Below are 20,513 nucleotides of genomic sequence, written 5' to 3'. Positions count from 1 at the left end.
ACGGTTCTGAAATTTACTTTTTCTGGCATAAATAAACTTTGCCACACAACCCCACATGATTCTGCGGCTGCCAGTTCTCCGACTTGTTCTTCGGGAAAATCTGTCGTTCCAAAGTAGTTGCCACTTCAATCGCAATCCGATTCTCTCCCTGATGCAGGAAATTCCCAATCTCATAGCGATAAGGCGGCACAATCTGAATTCCGCAGTCTTTTCCATTAACAAACACTTGCACTGTTTCCCCTGCATCTGTTATCTCCAAAATCGTATTCGACTCCACTTCTGTTCCCAGATTTACATCCTGCTCATACCGCAGCACTCCGGCAAAATCAGGCAGTTCTCTTTCGGCAAAATCAGGCAGTGAAACCTGACTGCTATGTCCAAATGCCGGATAGTCAATGCTCTTGCAGACAGTTCGTTTCCAATTGGTTTCAATTTTTATTTTCCGTACGATATGATAGATGCTTTTTTCCTTCAAATTTCCAGGCATTTCCCGATCAAATACAATTATCCAGCTCTTTCCAGGCTCAATTCGAACTTTGATTTCTAATCCGGTTTCCGCTTCGCGATCTTCCAGTGCTTCCCTTAGCTCCGTGCAGGCTTTGACATCTAACAATTCCAGGCGGTTTTCCCACGCATCATATCGATAACATATTTCTGGCGTTCCTCTAAGCCGGATATTTCCTTCATATATTTCTGTACCTTCATTCACCAAGTAGAGAATTTCAGGTTCTCCGTAATACTGATAACTACGGATAAATTTCTCCGCCGGGCTAAGTTGTATCTGAGGCATCTTTCTCTTTCTCATGTAATTGGCAAGTTCTGTAAGCTTCACACTCATCGCATTTTCTCTTATTTCTTCCAATAATACATCTTCTTTGCCTGATTCTATCTGGCTGCAGATTCCCTTTGGATAAGAATTTACAAAAACACATGGAAATCCCTGTTCCCCCAACTTCACAATCGCATCTGCTGTCTCCTTTGTAATATAGTCCGTTTCCGGGATAATAAATATTTTGTACTCCTGTGTATGTACTTTCAAACCATTGTCCAAGCTCACTTGGTAACAACTGTCTGTAAATATATCTGATGGTACAAAGTCAAACCCGATCTGCGCTTCTGTCAGAACTCGTGCGGGTTCCTGTATATACATACATGTCATACCGCTCCATTCCGCGTCTCCGTGATACAGAATCGCAGCCTCACTCTCATGTCTGCCTCCACTGATCAGATTGCAGATTCGGTTCATATACTTCATCAATTCTCCAAAATGCCGATACTGAGGGTTATGCCCATGCGCATAAAAATGCGGCGGACAGTCAGGATCTGGAAATGCCTTTGGTGAAAAAGCATGAGGCACATAATGATTAACACCGCGCACCATAAAATGATCTGCAAGATATGCTTCCAGACGCACACCCTCTTTCCAACCATAATTCCCGAAAATCTCACACATAGAACGATTTTTCTTTCTTGCATCAATCGCAGCCGCACTGGATGCCAGGCGCCCCAGTGCAAAATGATAAAATACACCATCTCTCTTAGTCCCAAGATGGGATACATACAGAGTATCTTCTCCCTGTGGCAGTACCTGTCCGCCAATATCATCAATTCCCGACATATCTTGCCCTGCAAGGCCTCTGAAAAAATGCCCCAAGCTGGATCCACACCGCGCATGCTGGTTATTATCCTCAATCAAGTGTCCAATATACTTCACACCATGTTCCCGGCACCAGTCCCCTATCTGCATGGAAAAGTCCTCTTCCACACGCCGTGTCACCAAATCCATAAATCCATATCGCACCTTTGCTGTCATGTTTTCATCAAATTTTCTGTCCCAGAGAAGCGGCAGCAATTTCAGATAATCTGCCCCCCAGTGCTTCTCCAAATCCTTCTGCAGCTGTATGCTCCACGGTTGGTCATCCTGCTCATAGATCTTTTGATCCATCAAATAAAGATGTCCGTTTCCAATCTCCGGCTCATCAGAGAAAAATCCTGCAATTGTTTTCCCGAAGTCATCCTTATAATGTGCATAATGAGGTTCATATACTGTCTCAATCAATGTACGGCATGCCTCTTTATCCAGCATATTCATATAGTTCCGGTGCGCTCCTCTGTTTCTTGTCAGTTGGCAAGAATAAATTTGCCAATCTCCCTCGGAAGGCGTAAAGACAATTTTCCCTTCGTTTTCCTTCAGCATCACGAGATCTTTTTCACCCGATCCATTCTTTTTTACAGCAACGGCGCCCAGCCACTGATCATCAGAAAATGTTTCAAATGACATGTCAAAATAATTTTCAATCCATGTAGCTTCAAACGGCGCTACGCTTTTATATTCTGTCGCCTCCCATGTCCGTTCACATCCCGCTGCTACTTCTCCCAACACCTTATATGTCAGAAACCATCTTCTGCAGGAATCCGGCTTTTCTTCTACCTTTCCATTACAATAGCCTGTCGGAAAATGACTGTCATCCAAAATCCATACTTTCATCTTCCGCCTTCTTGCTTCATCTAGAATGATATCCATATCATGCCACCATCTAGCTCCAACAAAATCAGGATGGGGGCGGCTTTCAATACAAACAGCTCGGATATTCGCATTATAGATCACCTGCATATACTCACGCAGTATTGATTCTGTTTCCCCATGCTGCCAAAAAAACGGAAAAATGTAATTATCCATTTCGTTATTCAATAGTCTTTCTATTTTTGAATTCATCTGCGTCTCCTCTTTTTGCTTTGCTGGCTGTACTGTATTCCATTTAATCATCCTGTGCATACTTTTGCCGATACTCACTGGGCTTCATACCTTCCGTTCGTTCAAATATCTGATTAAAATGATTCACATCACTATATCCCACCAGCCTGCATACTTCGTAGATGTGCAGCTCTGTTTCTGCCAGCAGCTTCTTCGCCCGATCCACACGATAATCCATCAAATATCTCTGATAAGTCACACCAGTCTTTTTCTTAAACAACTGACTGAAATAATATGGATTGATATAAAACTTCTTTGAAATATCATTCAAGGTAATGTTCTGATTATAATTCTTCCGGATATATTCTTTTGCCTCTACAATCAAATCCTTTTTCTTCGGCACACTATCTTTGAGCATCACTTCATTCATAATGCTCACCATATTCATAATCCAGTTTTCCAACTGTTCCATAGTCTTAAACTTTTCAATACTTTTCAACGTGAACAGGTTTTTTCCAAAGTACTCATTCAACTGCAGCTGTGCCGTCGGGATATTATGCAGTCCAAGCAGTACAATATTCAGACTCAATTTTTGCAGTTCAGGAAGTGAAAGATTGTTTTCTGAAAGAACCCTATTGAAAATTCCTTTTACCGCAATATGAAATCCATCCTGATCAAACCGATCAATTCGTTCTTTCAGTTGCTCTGTCTCTTTCTCTGTAAGCAAATCTGTCCGGTTATCCATATCATACAGTTCCTCAAACAGAATCGCTGCACTACTCCCCTTCAGGATTCGGTAATTCAATGCCACACGGGCTTCTTCATATGCTTTCGGAAGCTTTGTATAATCCTCGTAAGAACTTCCTATTCCAACACTGATATGGTATCGATCTTGTTCTTCTTTCATAGCATACTGTCGGATAAGATTCTTCTTTTCTTCTATATCCATACTCTTTGCACCTATGACAACTGCCATCTGTGCATTTCCCGTCTTTACTCCATAGAAAAACATCCCACTTGAAGAAGTCAGCCCTTCTTCTATACTGAAATCACTCAGAGCTTCATCCCATTCAATCACCATACAGGTATACTGTCCATATTCTTCCGATATACCCATCTGATTCAGGTATTCTCCGACTTTATATTGACTGTCTGTTCCACCTGTCAGGAAATCCCGCAGAGCATAATCTCTCATATCATCATTTAGCTTACTAAGCGAATCCTCTGTCTTTCTTCGCTCTGAGATTTCTTTACATACTTTACTCAGCATGTTGCTCAGTTCTTCTTCATCCACCGGTTTTGTAATAAAATCCCTTACACCAAGTTCAATCGCCTTCTTGGCATAGCTGAACTCTGCATAACCACTTAACACCATGAACTCTGCCGGAAAATTGACTTCCCGCAATGCCCGAATCATTTCCAATCCATCCATAACCGGCATTTTGATATCCGTCAATATAATATCCGGCTGTTCCTCCGTTGCCTTCTCATAACCTTCCCTACCATCATGTGCCAATAGAACCGGTGTACATTCCGGATTGTATTTTTCTACTAAATAGGCAATTCCTCTTGCCTTTTCTTTCTCGTCCTCTACAATCAACACTTTATATGCCATAACTCAACCTCTTCATCTAGTCCATATATGGTACTCGAATCTCAACAACCGTTCCCTGTTCATTGCTTGATACAATTCGCAATTCTCCGTCGCTTCCATAACGCAGGCGGAGTCTCTCAGCAATATTGCGAAGTCCGATTCGATGTGAATCACTCTCTTCTACACCCTTTTCTTTCTGTATTTCCACATCTTGGGACACGTAAAGTCCCTGTCGCACCGCTTCCAATCTCTCCGGACTCATTCCCTTCCCGTCATCCTGAATGGTAAAGACCATTTTCTTCTCTTCTGTCAATTGGCCCGTAATCCATATTTCAATGGGTATACCACTTTCGTTACTTCCATATTTAAAGCAATTCTCCACAACTGGCTGAAACAAAATTGCCATGAACTTCGCATGATAAATTTGTGGATCTATACTCTCTTTTAGTGTAATTACATTATCAAACCGAATATTCTGTAGTTGGATATAAGATCGAATATTTTCCAGTTCATCACGAACTTTATAATTTTTCTTATCGCTGTCCAGAACTGTTCGAAACATCTTTGCCAGCAACTTTACCATATCCGCCACTGTATCGTCTCCATTCAAAATCGCTTTGATACGAATCGATTCCAGTGTATTAAACAGAAAATGGGGATTAATCTGGGTACAAAGTGCCAAATACTGCGCATTTTTTTGACGAATTCCAGCCTGGTACACCTCTTCAATTAGTTTCTCCATTTTGCCAACCATATGGTTGTAGCTTTTTACAAGACTTCCAATCTCATCATTTCCTGCCGAATCCATAATAAGCTCATAATTCCCGCCTTCTAGACATTCCATACTACTTTGCAGTTTCTTGATCAGACGAAGCATCCTTTTACTAAATAGGATAGAAACTGAAATAATAACCACTATTAAAATTATAACGAGAAGAAGGGTCACCCTTTGAATAAAACTGACCCGCAGTAACATTTTGCTCCGAGGAATAACTGTATTAATCTTCATTCCTAACTGTTCCGTTGTATCTTCTATCACGAGATAATTGCTTGGATCCTTCTGATACATCAGAAGCTCTTCTTCATTAATCTCACTATAATTCACCCGCCCGCTGGACAGATCCGAATCATAAATCAGACCACCTCTGGCATCTGTAATATTGATTTTTATATTATATTGATTGCGTTCTAACAAAAAAGCATCACTCAGCTTTAGAATGCTCGCAGGTGGCAAATCAATCAGAATTAAACCTGCATATCTACCATTGCTACCATAAACTTTCCGTCCAAAGGTAACTATAATCTGATCCTTATTTTTATCGTAATAAGAACAATCATGCAGTGGCGTCAAAAACAAGGTGTCTAAATTCTGCTGCTGATCTAAAAACCACTTCTGTTGAATCAGTTCTTCATAATTTAAAGTCTTTCCGTTCCGATCATATTGATAGTACTCCCCGGCTTCGTTTATAATTGTAATCGATTGGATCTCACTTTCCATAGTCATTAGTTTCATGACCATTTGACGATAATACAATTTATTTTCAACCTGCTGGGATATTGGAATATCGGTAGCTAAATTATCCAACAGTCTGTCATTTACCAACAATGACTTTGTAGATAAATCATAATCGCTTACAAATTGATTCATATCTGAAGCAATCTGCGAACTAAATATAGCTGTTGTCTCCTCCATTTCTGCTTCTAAACTAGCCGCTGAAATGCGATAAAGCACAAAACTGCTGATAAGCAACGGTATTACACTAACTATTGAAAACACAAGTATCAATTTTAAAGCCATATTCAGGTTATGCCATATCTTTTTCATTACCATCACACCGAAACGTAAGTTTCCCCTTCTGTCTTATTCCAAAGAGAATTCCAGCATATCAAAAGTCCCTCTCCCTTGATAGGAAAACAACAAGACTCCCGTCCATTCTTCACATACCGCATCCATTGAAAATTCTGTCCACTCTTCAGAGTATTTTACAGGAATCTGACACAATAGTTTCTCTTTCTGACCTATTCTAACGCGGATTGTTCCTTCGGCACGTCCTCTAATTTTTACAGATACTTTATGTAAGTTCGGGAGATGAAAATATTTGTAGCCAATTACCGCCCCATCCTTCAATTTTGTAATAAACTGTCTTGGAACTGACTCTAACATTTTCACTTCTTCAGGGTTCACATCTGGACAATCTTGTGTTACATATGGCTGATCATTACTGCATGGTCTGGCAATCTCAGGTTCTTCCTTTCCATGCAAGATACACGCAATAGATGCCGGATAAGTCCCTCGCCCTTCCAATGGACCACCATTTAACCCCTGTGATGTCATCTCAGCCTGCTGAATTCTTCCATCCTCAAGAATGGTAAGTTCCTCCGCACATCCCTGTCTGGAAAACTGTGTCTTGTTACTTGGCCGATGATAAAAAACATACCATTTACCATTGATCTGCTCAATACCACCATGATTATTCCCCCACATGATTTGTACACGGTTCTGCCCCTCGTCTTCCACAATCCCAGAATTATCTGACACAACACCACCATAATGATAGCCCTGGTCCGGCTTATCACTAACTGCATAACAAAGTTCACGTGATTTCGTAGAAGAATAGATTAAATAGTACCTTTTTCCAATTTTCCGGATAGAGCTTGCCTCGAAGAACTCATGCCCTTCAAATCCAGTCCCTTTTGCCTCCCCCAAAATCGGAAGAAGTCGTCTCGGTTCTTCTTTGACCGTGAGCATATCATTACTCAGTTCCATGACGCAGGAGTTTTTCGGAGTCTCACCGATATCTGCTTTTGTCTTCGGACCATTTCCTGAATACAGATAAATCTTCCCATCATCATCTATAAAAACACCTGGGTCAAACTGCCAGATATCGCCCTCTCTTTTTCCGATCTGCCCTCCGTCTTCACCCTTAACGATACCATAGAATTCATATCGACCGGCCGGTTCTTCACATACAGCCACTCCGATTGCTTCTCCGTCACCGTCCGGGCAATAATACAGGTAATATCTTCCATCCTTCCCCTGTACAACATCGGGAGCCCATATCTGCCTGTTTCCGTCCTGCATCCGTGGATCCTGACTGCTTCGATAGATAACACCTTCATATATCCACTCATGCAGATTCTGAACATCAGCCGACCAGCATACATAATCGTTCATACAGAACTTTGTTCCGCCAAATCTATCATGGCTTCCGTATACATACACCCGTTCGGCAAATACATGGGGTTCCCCATCGGGAATATATTCCCATAATGGTAAATATGGATTATAACATTGTGTTTTCATGCCTTTCTCCTTCCGTTTCTTATATTATGAAAACAGGAGCCCTGAGGAATATATCCCCCGGACTCCTGCAGCTTAAGATTCCCTCTTATTTATCTCCGGCAAGTTTCTTTCAAAATCTATATCCGTTCTTATTTAGTTTTATTGGCATACCACTCTCTAGCCAGTTCTGTCACTTCTTTTCCGCCCGATGCATACCATTTTTCAACAAACTCATCGAACTTATCAATTGGATATTCTCCTGCAATGATCTTGGTTGCGTACTCAACATATAATGTCCTGTTTCCGATATCGGGAAAATCAGAGTAAATAGAATCCGGCATACCATCACCTGCAAAGCTCTTCACATACTCCTGGTTTTTCTGAACATTCTCAACTGCCTGAGAAACTGCCCATTCCCTGTCTTCTGTTAACTGTGTGGACAATACATTTACCTGGAAGTCAATGGTTGCAATGCTGTTGTATGGCGCAAGTACCAGGTTCTGTTGAGTAGACGGATCATCCGGAAGTCGAACTGCCTTTCCATCTATCACTTCACTGTGCATACCTTCTACACCGTTGTAAAATTCCATCCACATGTCCTGATTTCCATATGCATCCAGTACCTTCATAATCTTATCGATTTTTTCTTCATCCTCTGTGTTGGCTACTACAAATCCGCCGCCATTCATCTGACGATGCGTATAGTAACCTTCATATCCTGGTGCGGAAATTGCTGGTAGGATAGCGATTTGTGGTTTTACACCTGTTCCAGTATAAATATTCTCGGCATAGTTGTAGCACTCCTGTGGAAGATGTTCCCACACCCCTACAACCCCTGAGTTAATCTTTCCATCCCATGCGGACTTGTCATTCAACAGCGTCTCTGGATCAAGCAGACCCTCTGCATACAATTCTGACATCCATTCCAGGCAATCTTTCATATTTTGAGTTACTGCGGAATATGTAAGTTCTCCGTCATAAATATCCCACTGCGGATATCCTTCCCACATTGCAATTCCATACTGTCCAAACATCTGTCCCATCCATCTTACTTCTGCACGTCCGCCAGTCGCAATCTCATCTGCAACACCGTTTCCATTCGGATCGTCATTTTTAAAAGCACGTAGTACTTCAACAAATTCCTCCTGTGTTGTCGGCATTTTGAGTCCCAGACTATCCAGCCAGTCCTGACGAATCATACCACCGTTTCTTCCATAATTCAGAACCTGTGGAATCACATAAATACGATTCTCACCCGTTGGGTCATTGGCCTTTACAGCATCCCACATTTCTTCCGGAATGCTTTCCCACAAACGGGGAGCTTTCTCCTGTAGTAAATCTGTCAAATCCAAAAGTGCGCCGCTCTCAATCAACTCTGATTCAATACCATTCCACGGACTGAATACATCCGGCATATCACCTGCTGCAATTCTTAAGTTTAACTGTTCCAGGTAAGTCTCACCGCCATTCCACTCTACATATGGCTGTACGATACCGACACCCATCATCTCTTTGTATAGATTGTACAATTCACTTCCTGCTTCCACTGGTAGATATCCGGTATTAGTTCCCCAAACCTCAATGTCTTCATCTGACGCCACTTCCTTACTATCTGACACTGCTTCCTTGCCATCTGACACTGCTTCCTCACCACCTGATGCTGTTTGTCCATCTTTTTTTTCTGATGATCCGCAACCTGACAGCATGGATAATACCATCGCTGATGCTACCATTACACTTAATAGTCTTTTCACGAATTTACTTTTCATACCTCTCCACCTCATTCTTTTTATTTTATTTTATCAGTTTTTTTTATTTTTTAAATATGGGGATTTTAGAAATCGCTATGTGCTTTTTTAGATTTTTACTACATTACACTGGCAATTCTATCAATCACGAGGAAATATCATATGCACCTCGTCAGTGCACACAAGGATTATATCACAGCTGAGATTAATATGTAGACCGTGATATAGAAAATTTATCAGCCTTTTACTGAACCAAGCATTGCACCTTTAGCAAAGTATTTCTGAATCCATGGATAACCGATCAAAATCGGAAGTATTGCAAATACAACTGCTACCGCACTCAATGTTGCTGGTGTATAATTCGCTGTCTGCGCCATTGTAATCGCGCGTAGTTCACTACCCCCGTCTACGATGGAGCGGATCTTCATCTGTAGCGGAAATAGATCCATATTCTGAATGAACATCATCGGATGTTCATACTGATTCCACATAGTAACACCGTAGAACAAGCCAACCGTCGCTAACACTGCTTTGGATGCCGGCAGTACAATCTGGAACAAGATTCGGAACCTCCCGCATCCATCGATCATCGCAGCTTCTTCCAATTCTTTTGGGAACTGCTTAAAGAATGTCCGAACAATAATCAGATTATATGCCGTCATAATATGTGGGAATATTAAAACCCAATAGCTGTTAAACAATCCGAATGAGCGAAGCGTGAGAAAGTATGGCACCTTGGGTGCTGAAAATACCATTGTGAACACAACAAGCAGCATAATATATTTTGAAGTCTTAAACTCCGCCTTTGACAGGGGATATGCCATCAGCACATTTAGTATCAGAGCAAAAATCACACCAATTGCAGTCGATGAAACTGAGATTAAAAACGGTTTCCAAATTCCACCCTTGCCCAGAAGATAATTCCATGAGTCAAACGTGAATTCTACCGGCAACAGATTGATGAGATTCATCTGTGACGCAGTCTTAGAACTTAGGGAAATCGCAAGTTCCGAAATAAGTGGAATAGCTGTAATAACTGCAAACAAAACCAATATTATTGTGATTAAAATCCCGAAAACCCTGTCTTTTGCAGCCTCCCGCACATGTGATGCTCTTTTACGAACTTTCATTACCACAGCCCTCCATCCTCTGAAACCTTATTTGCAATCTTGTTAAACGTAACTACCATAAATAATCCAACTACCGACTGAAACAGACCAACGGCCGTTGCAAAACTATACTGTGCCTGTTGGATTCCAACACGAAATACATATGTATCAAAGATATCTGCAACTGCATATGTCATCGGCGTATACAGATTGTAAACCTGGTCGAAACCAAGTGTAAGGAAACTTCCAATGTTCAAAAGAAGCAATGTCAACACCGTTGGAATCAAAAGCGGGAATGTGATATAACGTATTTTCTGAAATCTGGACGCTCCGTCAATTGCCGCCGATTCATACAGACTTGGGTCAATACCGCTAATTGCTGCCAGATATACAACTGTCCCCCAGCCAGATTCTTTCCATATCGTGGAAATCACATAAATCGGTCGGAACCAGCTTTCTTTCTGCATAACCAATAGCGTATCCATTCCAAAGAATTCTCTTACATTATTGAATAGTCCACCAACACCAAAAATATCAAATACCAGACCTCCAACAACAACCCATGATACAAAATATGGGATACAAATAATTGTTTGGATTCCTTTCTTAATCTTTGCATTCCGAAGTTCGTTCAGCATCAGTGCCAGAATAACTGGAATCGGAAATGTCAAACATATTTTCAGTAAACCCAGTACAATTGTATTCCGAAGTATCTTGTAAAAATCCGGGTAAACAAATAATTTTTTGAAATTTTCCAACCCGCACCATGCGCTTTCCCAGATCCCTTTATAAGCCGAATAATCCTTGAATGCAATAACACTCCCCATCATCGGAATATATTTAAACATAATCAGATAAATAATTCCTGGAAGCATCATCACGTAATACGGCCAATACTTTTTAAAATGACTTCGCGATCCGGAAGACTTTGCGGCAACATTTCTTGTTTTTACTGCAACCATAACACCCTCATACCTTCTTTCTTTTTGATGATTTAATTTTAGCATTTTTCTATTTTTTTGAAATATGGATATTATAGGTCTTGGCATGGTATTTTTTAGATTCTATGACCGTGTGGTGTGGATGGTAAAGAATTTGAAATATTGTCGGGAAGTAACATAGGCTAAAGCCGGGGCAAAATAGCTCATGTGAGTTATACTGCCTCGGCTTTAGCCTATGTTATTTTGAAAGTGGCTGAGGAGTTTAGTCCGCCATATCCTCTACGTTTCTCCTAAGTCCATCATACTCTGCATAACCGTAACATTTCGGCTCCCCATCCTCATCCATATCTTTTGCAAGATGTACTTGAAATCTACTGTCCGGTAAAAATGTAATCCTTAATTTCATCTGCCCCGTATGTTCTCCTGTTACTTGAAGATTGCTCCAAATGACCGTCTCTTCAGGCACAAACATGTTGGCCGGCGCTTTTACCCGAATCCACCCATCATAAAAGGTCTTTCCGTCCTCACTGTAGTGGTCATATCTGGTTTCTACTGTATCACCCGCTATATAAGAGTTTACCACTATGCCACATACACCTTCTATTTTTACGGGATAGGGTGGCTCTGTCTGCATTCTGGCATATTCCATTGGAAGTGCATAAGGAATCTCTTCTTTTCCCGGAGTCACTCCCCACATTTTTGGCTTTGACGGCTGCACATCCAAAAGCTTGCATTTGCGCAGTCTGCTTTTTACTTTCCCCTCTACCAACCGGGTACTTTCGTTCCACATTGCTTTTGTACTGTCCGGATGCCAGCTCATAGGAGAATAATACACCCATTTTCCTTCCGGATCGCTTAAATTTATCCCTTCGTGAGCTCTTCCCTCACTCATAGAACGCTGGACATCAATCAGTACCGGACCAATATTACCGGCTTTTTCATAACGGACACCTGAAATCGCATACTGATACAACATATTCAAATATTTTCTTCGTGTGATATTATCCTTATGAAGTGGCACAACCCCCAGTACCCCACAGTCCGTCTTCGGTGAAAACCTAGGCGACATACAGACAGCATAATGCTCATTAGGAGAAAAGATAGCCGTTTCTTCATAGCCAAGTGTCTCTGTAATCTGAGCAACCTCTTCTGTATCCAGCATCTGCAGCGTACTTTCCGTAATGCAGGTTCCCCCACCAGCCAGCGTAATACCTCTTCCTCCCCTTACAAACTGTTTAACTTCCCCTCCTCTGCTTACCTTGGTACGGAAAAATCCCTCATTTTCCAAATCTGGTTCAACTTCGTTCACAGTACTGATGATACACATATCTTCCATTGCATAATGGGATTCCTTTCTCACTAGGCTTCCGAGAAAATTAAAAACTCCGTTCCCTGTTAGGGACGAGAAGCATATATGCTCATTGTCAGGCGCAATCAACGGTTCGGACCATCTCATAAATAACCCTGGGATTTCGTAGATCTCTTCTGGAAATACCACTTCCACTAACTCAGACGAGGTACATCGATCCAGATCTGGTGTGCATTCTAACACATAGTCCCCTAGCAAGATCCGTTTATTATCGGAATAACACATCCAGCGTATTCCGTTAGCTCCCTTTTTCATTGGGATTACTCCATCAAACAGTTCACAGAGTTCCCGCCCCTCCTCTGATATTGTAAACACCCGATACCAATTTTCATTTTTTTCAGGTTCTCTCACAGATACTAATACACGCCCGGAAAAAGTATAGGTTCCGTTTACATTTGTATCAATTCCGCCTGGCAGCGGAATGTCTGTGATTTCTATGCGACCATATTCTGTATTTTCGATTAACATAATTCCTTCCTTTCTACTTTGCAGCCTCTACTTTCTGCACATCTTAAATGCCTGTTAAAAAGTCACATATTTGTTCATAAACTCCGCACTCATCTGAAATGATTTTATCGGTGATTTATCCACCCAGTTTTTATGGCTCTCCAGAATCACCGCGTCCACGCCGGCTTTCTTCGCTTGTTCCACCATCACCGTAAGATTCATGTTCCCATATCCCAACTCCATGCTATCTGACTTAAGAATCGAGCTAGTCCTTCCACTCACACGGCTTCCCCGGTCATTGATGTGGTACAGCTTCATCCGTTCACCTAGCCGCTCCATTAATGGCAGCACATCTACACCTGCTTCAGCTGGCCAGTAGGAATCAAATTCAAAATTGACATACTCCGGATTCGTCTTCTCTAGAATCAAGTCATAGGCCGTTTTGCCCGATTCTACCTTGCGAAATTCACAGTTGTGATTATGGTATAACAGGGAAATACCTCCTTCTGCAAAAACCTTTCCTACATGGTTCAGTTTCTCGATCAAATCCAGTACCGCCGCTTTATCTGAATAGTCAAACTGGTGCATCCCAGTCACAACAATATATTTGGTATCAAAGGCCTTTGCTTCGGCGATAATATCCTCCGGTGCCCGCATGCAGCTTCCCAGGTCTTCATGTACACTGACCACCTTTAAATCAGACTCGGCTATCAGCTTTTCCCAATCCAATTTGCCGGTCTTCCCCATCGGCATTCTGGCCAGTGTGGTCAGGAGCCGGACTATCATGGGCATTTTTTTAATCATAAAGCCATTCAATTCGATTCCGTCATATCCGGCCTCTTTCATCAACCGCATGGTCTCTTTTGCCTTCTCTTCGCTTCCCATGACTGTGCCGAGCTGTATCATCTGAACTGCTTTTAACGTTTTTATCATTTCCATTTCTATACCCCCTACCCCAGACAGGTCTGCGTTATTGCACCAATAGAAAGTTAGAAACGCTTTTTGTTTCAAACTTTCGCTTCCTCTATTGTTTCGGAATCTGCTGCAATGCTGCATTCAAAGCCATTACCTGCTCCTGACTCACGACGTCTCCGACCTGCTTTAACATACTCTCCAAAGTCATAGCTCCCATCATTTTTATCAGGTTTGGGTTATCCTTTACACTTTCAGCCACATCACCCCGGCCGGCAGATGTCTGTGCCATCATCGCTCCCATGATTGCTCCTGTCTGGGGATGGCTCTGCAATGTTGCCAGCGTATCTTTTATTGAAAAATATCCCTCTTTGAAATCATCTTTGTCGAACCAGTTGACAAGGTCTCCGGCTGTTCCGAACCGATAATCCTGATTCGGTTTTTCTACCTTGCGAATCGACATTGCATCAGTACATTGTCCCGCCAGAGCTTGCACGGTATGATTGCCACTGATGGGAACTGCAAAGCAAAATACCCGATTCCCCTTTTGTGTCTCAATCGGCTCGCCATCTACATATAAGGTCACTTCCGGCTGATTGGAATAGACCTTTACTTCGGTTACTCCCTCTGCCCGATCCACATATCGGCTGCCACACAAATGGACAAATGCTTCCTCGCTCCAATATGCCTTATACAGATAGAACGCATCCTTTTTCAGCCTTCGATCCATGGTAACCAGCCCTTTTTGATTCTGACCGTTCTTACCACCCTCGTCTCTTCCGTCTGCCGCAAAGTCAAACATGTTCCAGACATGGGTCGCCCAGAGATACGGACGCTCCTCTATCATCCTGATGATATGCTCATGATAAATACACTGATAATCTTCGGTATAATCACCGCGCTCCGGATCTGATGAATGAAATGCCGGATTGGCATCTGCACCATATTCAGAAAATCCGATACATCGTTTGGGGTAAGTAGCATGATACTCATCAAAGAAGCTGTTGTTTTGTTCCAGCTCGCCCAGATACCAGCCAAAGTACAGATTATAACTGGCAATATCAGGAATTTCTAATAGCGGACTGTCCGTCTCCAGCATAAATACATGGGCCATCGTGGTCGGCCGGGTCGCGTCCAGACTATGGCACAGATCATTTAATAACCGGTGGTTTTCCATCAAATCATCGGTAACGCCTCCACTTGCAGAAATTTCATTCGATAATCCCCAGCAGACAATCGATGGGTGATTATAATTTTGCACCACCAACTCTCGCATCTGGCTTAAGGTATTTTCCCTGCCGTTTGGCATATGCTGGGTGATGTATGGAATCTCTGTCCAGAGAATCATACCGTAAGCATCGCACAGATCGTAAAAATACTGACTATGCTGATAATGCGCCAGGCGGATGGTATTTGCACCGATTTCCCGGATGATTTCCAGATCCTCTACCTGCATTTCTTTCGTCAGGACATTTCCCGTGCCCAGACGGTCCTGATGACGTGAAACACCACGCAGCGGGTAGCTACGACCATTTAAAAAGAATCCTTCCTGTGGGTCAAATTTGATGGTGCGACAACCAAATTTAGTAGTAATGCGGTCACCGTCTTCATCATTCTGACAAATTTCCGCTTTAATGGTGTACAGATATGGATCATTGATGCCATCCCATAGATGTACATTTTCAATGGTAAATACCGCTTCTGCGTGTCCGTCTATGATTTGGGCTTCCTGTATCAAGTCACCGATTACAAAAGTAACTGTCTCTGCCACACCTTCTACCCAGGCTTCGGCGGTTACTTTTGCATCCTTTCCAACCACCTCCGGCGTGGCCTTGATGCCCGATCCGCCGGCATAGCCAAGAGCAAAATGTGCTTTTGGTACAATCAACAGATTCACTTCCCGGTAAAGACCACCATAAAAGGTGAAGTCGGCTTTTTGCGGATATACCCGGTCATTTTCCGAATTATCCACCGAAACTGTCAACTGGTTCTCTTCCTGCAGATATTCAGTCAGATTTACCCTAAAGGTAGAGTATCCGCCTTCGTGAGTTAACCTTTTTTCTCCATTCAAATAGAATTCAGCCGTCATCGCGGCACCGCAGAATTCCAGCCAGATCTCCTTCTCCTTCTTTAATTCTTCCAAAGACTGTCCATCTGCCACTTCGGTTATGTCCAGTTTTCTCCTATACCAGCAGAGTCCACGATAATAATCATTACCACCGTCCTGCCCGTCTAAGGCATTCCATGTGTGGGGGAGGGTTACTGCTTCGCCTGTAGTTTCCCATGCTGCAGAGGCACTGGCAGCTGTTTTTACAAACTGCCAGCCGTTATCCAATAAAATCGTATTCCGCATAATATTTTCCCTTCCTTTAAAAATGATGAACACCTGCTGTCACGAACTCATGTCTGCCATCCGGTAAACATACTTCTGCCTTTGCATTGGCTGGAACCGTGATTTCATAAAAAAGCTGATCCTGCTCATATTTCCATGAGCTGACAATTTCCCCCATAGAAGACCGATAAGCCGCTTTTGCATATCCCAGTAGCTTATGTGGTTGTGGAGCTATCTTTATTCTTTCATTTTCCACCTGAATACCGCACACGCCGGCAAACAGCCACCCGCAAACAGCACCGTAGGAATAATGATTCAGCGATGCACTAACTTCACCTTTTTCATTGATGCCATCCCAGGTTTCCCAAATGGAAGTAGCACCTTTTTTCACTTCATACAACCAGCCCGGCATCGTATCCTGTAGTAGTAAACGATAAGCCGTTTCCTGATAGCCATACTCCGCTAATACACTGCACAGCGACGGTGTCGATAGGAAACCGGTATTTAGGTGATATCCATTTTCTATGATTTTTCCATTTAATTCTGCTGCAGCCGCTTTGACTTCTTCCTTGCTCAGCAAATCAAACGCGATGGCGCGTACATACTCTGCCTGGCGATCCGAATGGATCTTTCCGTTATCAGTCGCTACAAAATGAAATGCCTTTGCAGCATTCTCTGCGGCATCCCGGTAATGTGCGGCATCTTCGCTTCGTCCAAGGACCTCGGCAATTTCTGCCAGCATTCTGCCGGAACGGGCAAAATATGCTGTAGCCACTTTATATTGCGGCTTTGACATAGCTACCATCGCCGAGACACCCGGCTCGCACCACTCGCCAAAGTCAACACCCGAGTCGATGGTATACATTGCATAGGGATTTTCTTTTCCTATCGGGTTATGCTCATTTATCTGCTTTGCGCGGTTCTCTAAAAATCCATACCATCCCTGCATCATTTCATAATTTTCTTCCAAAATGCGAACATCATTAAACCGTTTATATATGGTATATGGCACAATTATGCCTGCATCACCCCAGCCAACCGAAGAGGCTAACATTCCTGCGTATTGACTTGTTTGGTTATTTGGCGGTGCGATAATCGAAAGCTTTCCATCATCATACTGATTCAAGCGACACTCGCTCAGCCATTTTCGTACGACCGGATAACAATCAGCAAAAAAGAGTCCGGTTTCAATAAAGATTCCCATGTCCCCTGTCCACGCTGCACGCTCTCTGGTTGGACAATCGGTTGGCATGTCGCAAAAATTGGATTTCATACTCCAGATGCTGTTGCTCACCAGCTGATTCACGTCTTCATTGGAGCACTCGAAGCTCCCCGTTTGCTCCATATTGGAATATACGGCAATGGAAGTAAAGGTTGCTGTGGATAAATCTATATCGGTTTCTATTTTCCCGTAGCGGAACCCCCAAATAGTAAACTTAGATTTGTAATGGTTTCGGCCATTTCTACAGATCAATTCCACACGCTGCTTTATTTCTCCTTCTTTATGTCGTTTACGGTCCTGAAAATTCTCAATTGTAAAATTACCATTTTCATCCAGCGATTCACCATGGGTCATGGTGAGAGTCTGTCCTTCCTTCGCATTCACGGTAAATTCCACATAACCTGCCAGGTTCTGTCCGTAATCAATCACTGTTTCACCGTTCGGCGTAATCATTATCTTTCCGGCAAAACGTTCCTGTTCCACGATAGGTACTGAGTTTGAACCTTTGAAATGGGTGATCTCGAAATCGTCCACCTTCACTTCATGCCATCTTGTCAATCTCTCCTTACGGGCATCATATATTTCACCTTGCTGCATATCGTTTTCGCGAATTGGTCCATCCTGGGTTGCCTGCCATTTTTCATCTGAAATGCAAACTGGCACACCATCAACTTCCAGCTGAAAGAACAGCGCAATATCTTCACCAAAGAGATTTCTCTCTCCATCCACACCGGAGCAGCTGCGATACCATCCATCCCCTAAGATCACCTGGACATTATTCTTTCCTTCTTTCACCAGCTCAGTTACATCGTAAGTTTGATAGGTCAGTTTCTTATTATAGGTATCGCTTCCCGGTGCAAGCACAAAGTCTCCCACCCTCAGACCGTTTATATATGCTTCATACAGCCCGTGGCAGGTGATGTACAGTCGCGCCTGACTTCCAAGCGGTGCCTTAAAAGTTGTCTGCAAATAGCTGGCCGGCTTATGTACACTTGGATCACAAACCAATTCCGGATTTATCCACTTTGCCACAAACTGCGTAGCATCCAAAATACCCGCTTCAAAAAAAGCTTCTTCACTCCATTCTCCAACCGTATCCGCTTCATCCCAAAGACGGACTTTCCAGCTTACCCGTTGCTTACTTTTCAGTACTTCGCCAAAGGTCACCTGCATTTTATTTGTCGATACTTTCCCGCTATTCCAGACGATGCGCCCATCTGATACCGCTTCTATTTTATATGCGGTCTGAGTAATTCCATCTTGGCAAATCCATGATAAAGACGGCTGCTTGATGTCTATTCCAAGTGGATTCACCAGGCGTTCTGTCTTGAGTTTAATTGCTTTCATTTGAATTTATACCTCCCCGTACCTTATTCTGCTTCCGCCTGTGCTTTCTTCTCCTGAATATTTTGCTGCACCTCTACCATCTTCTCTTTGGATAATGGTGAGAATTTAAGTGCAACCAAGGTACAGATCCATCCAAGAATTGGCAGACCATAGTTCAATATTAACGTCATTATAAAGATCGCAGGTGTTCTCTCATCGGTTGGCTGTGGCATTACTGCTGTATAACCAATTACTGCCACACTTCCGGTAGCAATCATTGCACCCAGGGAGGAAACCAGCTTATCGACAAAACTATAAACACCTGTCATAGTGCCCGGCATATATTTACCGGAACGATCCAGTTCATAATCGATGATATCAGCCAGCATGGCGCCGGTTGCCGTCGTCACACACATTTTACAGCCATTTGTAGACAATGTCAGGACAAAGAAAACTATCATCAGTGGCATCACCTTTCCGACCGTCCAGGAAGATGTCACTCCAAAAAATACTATCAAAATAGCGGTGGTAATAATGCACAGGCGTGTCCACGTAATAATTGACTCTTTATTTCCATGTTTTCCGGCATAGCGTCCACCGTAAATGGCAAATATAATGGAAGGAAGCATGGCTACCATAGTGACAATGGTTGATAGCTGCATATTACCGATAATGATTCCATATAACATGGTCGTGACAACTGCCTGCCCAGCCGTCTGCATGGCTAGTTTATCTGATGTTGCAGCAAAAATATAAGTCTGAAGGGCGCGGTTGGTCTTAAGGATGGTAATCATATCTTTGATCTTTACCCCTTCCTGACTGCTCTTAGTACTGATTCCCTTAAAGTTTTCTGCTTTATCTGCCGGTGAGACACCTATGCAGGCCAAAAGCTCCAGTATAAAGGAAACGGTTACTGCAAAGGTACAAGCTGCAGCTAACATCGGGGCTGTAAATTGATTTCCATACTTAGGTAAGATTCCAACTGTAATCCCCATTGATATACACATGGGGATGAAGTAGTTGTAAATAGTTGACCACACTCCTACTAACGGTCTTTGTTTCGGATCATTGGTCAGCACCGGTCCGATGACCTGACCAGCCATATTATTTATTGTGTAGCCAATAATGTACAGCATGTACACTAGAATAAAGGTAACTACGCCATGCCCTTTGTCGCTGAACCAATTGAACATCATGAAAACTGCCAGAGTCTCAATCAGCCAGCCCCCAAACATAAAAAGACGAAGCTTTCCAAACCGTGTGTTCGTTTTATCAATCAATAATGCAATAAGCGGATCAGTAATGCCATCAAAAATACGGGTGCCGGTGATAATTATTCCAACCAATGCGGTTGCAACGCCATATCCCACGTTTCCAACATAGCTTGCATAACCGATTAGCATATAGAAACACATGGCTGCCCCACTGTTGAGCTGCGATAAGGCAATCTGCCATGTTTTTGCCCGACGGTACTGTACACCATCGATTTCACTTTGTGTGTTTTTCTCTTTCCTGCTCATTTTTGTCCCCCCTTT

The 20,513-nt window shown here is 42.7% G+C and carries 12 protein-coding genes; all 12 read right to left on the bottom strand.

The window, feature by feature from the left end; genetic code table 11:
* Positions 1-13: 13 nt before the first annotated feature.
* The gene (locus tag RHS_RS04340; protein ID WP_395021254.1) at positions 14-2,716 is read right to left on the bottom strand and encodes a hypothetical protein; all 2,703 of its coding nucleotides are present in this window, start codon (positions 2,714-2,716) and stop codon (positions 14-16) included.
* A 43-nt stretch (positions 2,717-2,759) separates the two neighbouring features.
* The gene (locus RHS_RS04335; protein WP_047832419.1) at positions 2,760-4,310 is read right to left on the bottom strand and encodes a response regulator; all 1,551 of its coding nucleotides are present in this window, start codon (positions 4,308-4,310) and stop codon (positions 2,760-2,762) included.
* A 16-nt stretch (positions 4,311-4,326) separates the two neighbouring features.
* On the bottom strand, positions 4,327-6,114 hold the full coding sequence (locus RHS_RS04330) for a sensor histidine kinase (RefSeq protein WP_395021251.1): 1,788 nt from the start codon (positions 6,112-6,114) through the stop codon (positions 4,327-4,329).
* Positions 6,115-6,150: 36 nt separating this feature from the next.
* Positions 6,151-7,593 carry a family 43 glycosylhydrolase gene (locus tag RHS_RS04325; protein WP_047832417.1) on the bottom strand — a complete coding sequence of 481 codons (1,443 nt, stop codon included), beginning with the start codon at positions 7,591-7,593 and terminating at the stop codon, positions 6,151-6,153.
* Between the two features lie 128 nt (positions 7,594-7,721).
* A complete protein-coding gene (locus RHS_RS04320) occupies positions 7,722-9,341 on the bottom strand; it encodes an extracellular solute-binding protein (RefSeq protein WP_044294305.1) in 1,620 nt (539 codons plus the stop codon).
* A 215-nt stretch (positions 9,342-9,556) separates the two neighbouring features.
* Positions 9,557-10,450: a carbohydrate ABC transporter permease gene (locus tag RHS_RS04315; RefSeq protein ID WP_044294304.1), complete on the bottom strand. Its 894-nt coding sequence runs from the start codon at positions 10,448-10,450 to the stop codon at positions 9,557-9,559.
* Complete coding sequence (locus RHS_RS04310; protein ID WP_044288843.1) at positions 10,450-11,391, bottom strand: sugar ABC transporter permease; 942 nt, start codon at positions 11,389-11,391, stop codon at positions 10,450-10,452. Before RHS_RS04310 ends, RHS_RS04315 begins: the two co-directional genes overlap by 1 nt.
* Before the next feature lie 241 nt (positions 11,392-11,632).
* Positions 11,633-13,207: a hypothetical protein gene (locus RHS_RS04305; protein ID WP_083267530.1), complete on the bottom strand. Its 1,575-nt coding sequence runs from the start codon at positions 13,205-13,207 to the stop codon at positions 11,633-11,635.
* A gap of 54 nt (positions 13,208-13,261) precedes the next feature.
* Entirely contained in the window at positions 13,262-14,125 is an 864-nt protein-coding gene (locus tag RHS_RS04300) for a sugar phosphate isomerase/epimerase family protein (RefSeq protein WP_395021247.1), read from the bottom strand.
* 85 nt (positions 14,126-14,210) lie between these two features.
* Positions 14,211-16,451: a glycoside hydrolase family 2 TIM barrel-domain containing protein gene (locus RHS_RS04295; protein ID WP_047832415.1), complete on the bottom strand. Its 2,241-nt coding sequence runs from the start codon at positions 16,449-16,451 to the stop codon at positions 14,211-14,213.
* Positions 16,452-16,467: 16 nt separating this feature from the next.
* Entirely contained in the window at positions 16,468-18,999 is a 2,532-nt protein-coding gene (locus RHS_RS04290) for a family 78 glycoside hydrolase catalytic domain (protein ID WP_047832414.1), read from the bottom strand.
* A gap of 23 nt (positions 19,000-19,022) precedes the next feature.
* A complete protein-coding gene (locus RHS_RS04285) occupies positions 19,023-20,498 on the bottom strand; it encodes an MFS transporter (protein ID WP_044294299.1) in 1,476 nt (491 codons plus the stop codon).
* Positions 20,499-20,513: the final 15 nt, after the last annotated feature.

The sequence above is a fragment of the Robinsoniella sp. RHS genome (assembly GCF_001029355.1).
GTDB lineage: Bacteria > Bacillota > Clostridia > Lachnospirales > Lachnospiraceae > Robinsoniella > Robinsoniella peoriensis.
The sequence above is the reverse complement of the archived record's forward strand: the minus strand, read 5'-3'. Positions and strand labels throughout refer to the sequence as shown.

What these genes read in the sequence shown, in the direction of transcription:
- RHS_RS04315 (WP_044294304.1), bottom strand. Translation starts at nt 10,450, where the DNA reads ATGAAAGTTCGTAAAAGAGCATCACATGTGCGGGAGGCTGCAAAAGAC.
- RHS_RS04320 (WP_044294305.1), bottom strand. Translation starts at nt 9,341, where the DNA reads ATGAAAAGTAAATTCGTGAAAAGACTATTAAGTGTAATGGTAGCATCA.
- RHS_RS04310 (WP_044288843.1), bottom strand. Translation starts at nt 11,391, where the DNA reads ATGGTTGCAGTAAAAACAAGAAATGTTGCCGCAAAGTCTTCCGGATCG.
- RHS_RS04300 (WP_395021247.1), bottom strand. Translation starts at nt 14,125, where the DNA reads ATGGAAATGATAAAAACGTTAAAAGCAGTTCAGATGATACAGCTCGGC.
- RHS_RS04330 (WP_395021251.1), bottom strand. Translation starts at nt 6,114, where the DNA reads ATGAAAAAGATATGGCATAACCTGAATATGGCTTTAAAATTGATACTT.
- RHS_RS04340 (WP_395021254.1), bottom strand. Translation starts at nt 2,716, where the DNA reads ATGAATTCAAAAATAGAAAGACTATTGAATAACGAAATGGATAATTAC.
- RHS_RS04295 (WP_047832415.1), bottom strand. Translation starts at nt 16,451, where the DNA reads ATGCGGAATACGATTTTATTGGATAACGGCTGGCAGTTTGTAAAAACA.
- RHS_RS04305 (WP_083267530.1), bottom strand. Translation starts at nt 13,207, where the DNA reads ATGTTAATCGAAAATACAGAATATGGTCGCATAGAAATCACAGACATT.
- RHS_RS04285 (WP_044294299.1), bottom strand. Translation starts at nt 20,498, where the DNA reads ATGAGCAGGAAAGAGAAAAACACACAAAGTGAAATCGATGGTGTACAG.
- RHS_RS04335 (WP_047832419.1), bottom strand. Translation starts at nt 4,310, where the DNA reads ATGGCATATAAAGTGTTGATTGTAGAGGACGAGAAAGAAAAGGCAAGA.
- RHS_RS04290 (WP_047832414.1), bottom strand. Translation starts at nt 18,999, where the DNA reads ATGAAAGCAATTAAACTCAAGACAGAACGCCTGGTGAATCCACTTGGA.
- RHS_RS04325 (WP_047832417.1), bottom strand. Translation starts at nt 7,593, where the DNA reads ATGAAAACACAATGTTATAATCCATATTTACCATTATGGGAATATATT.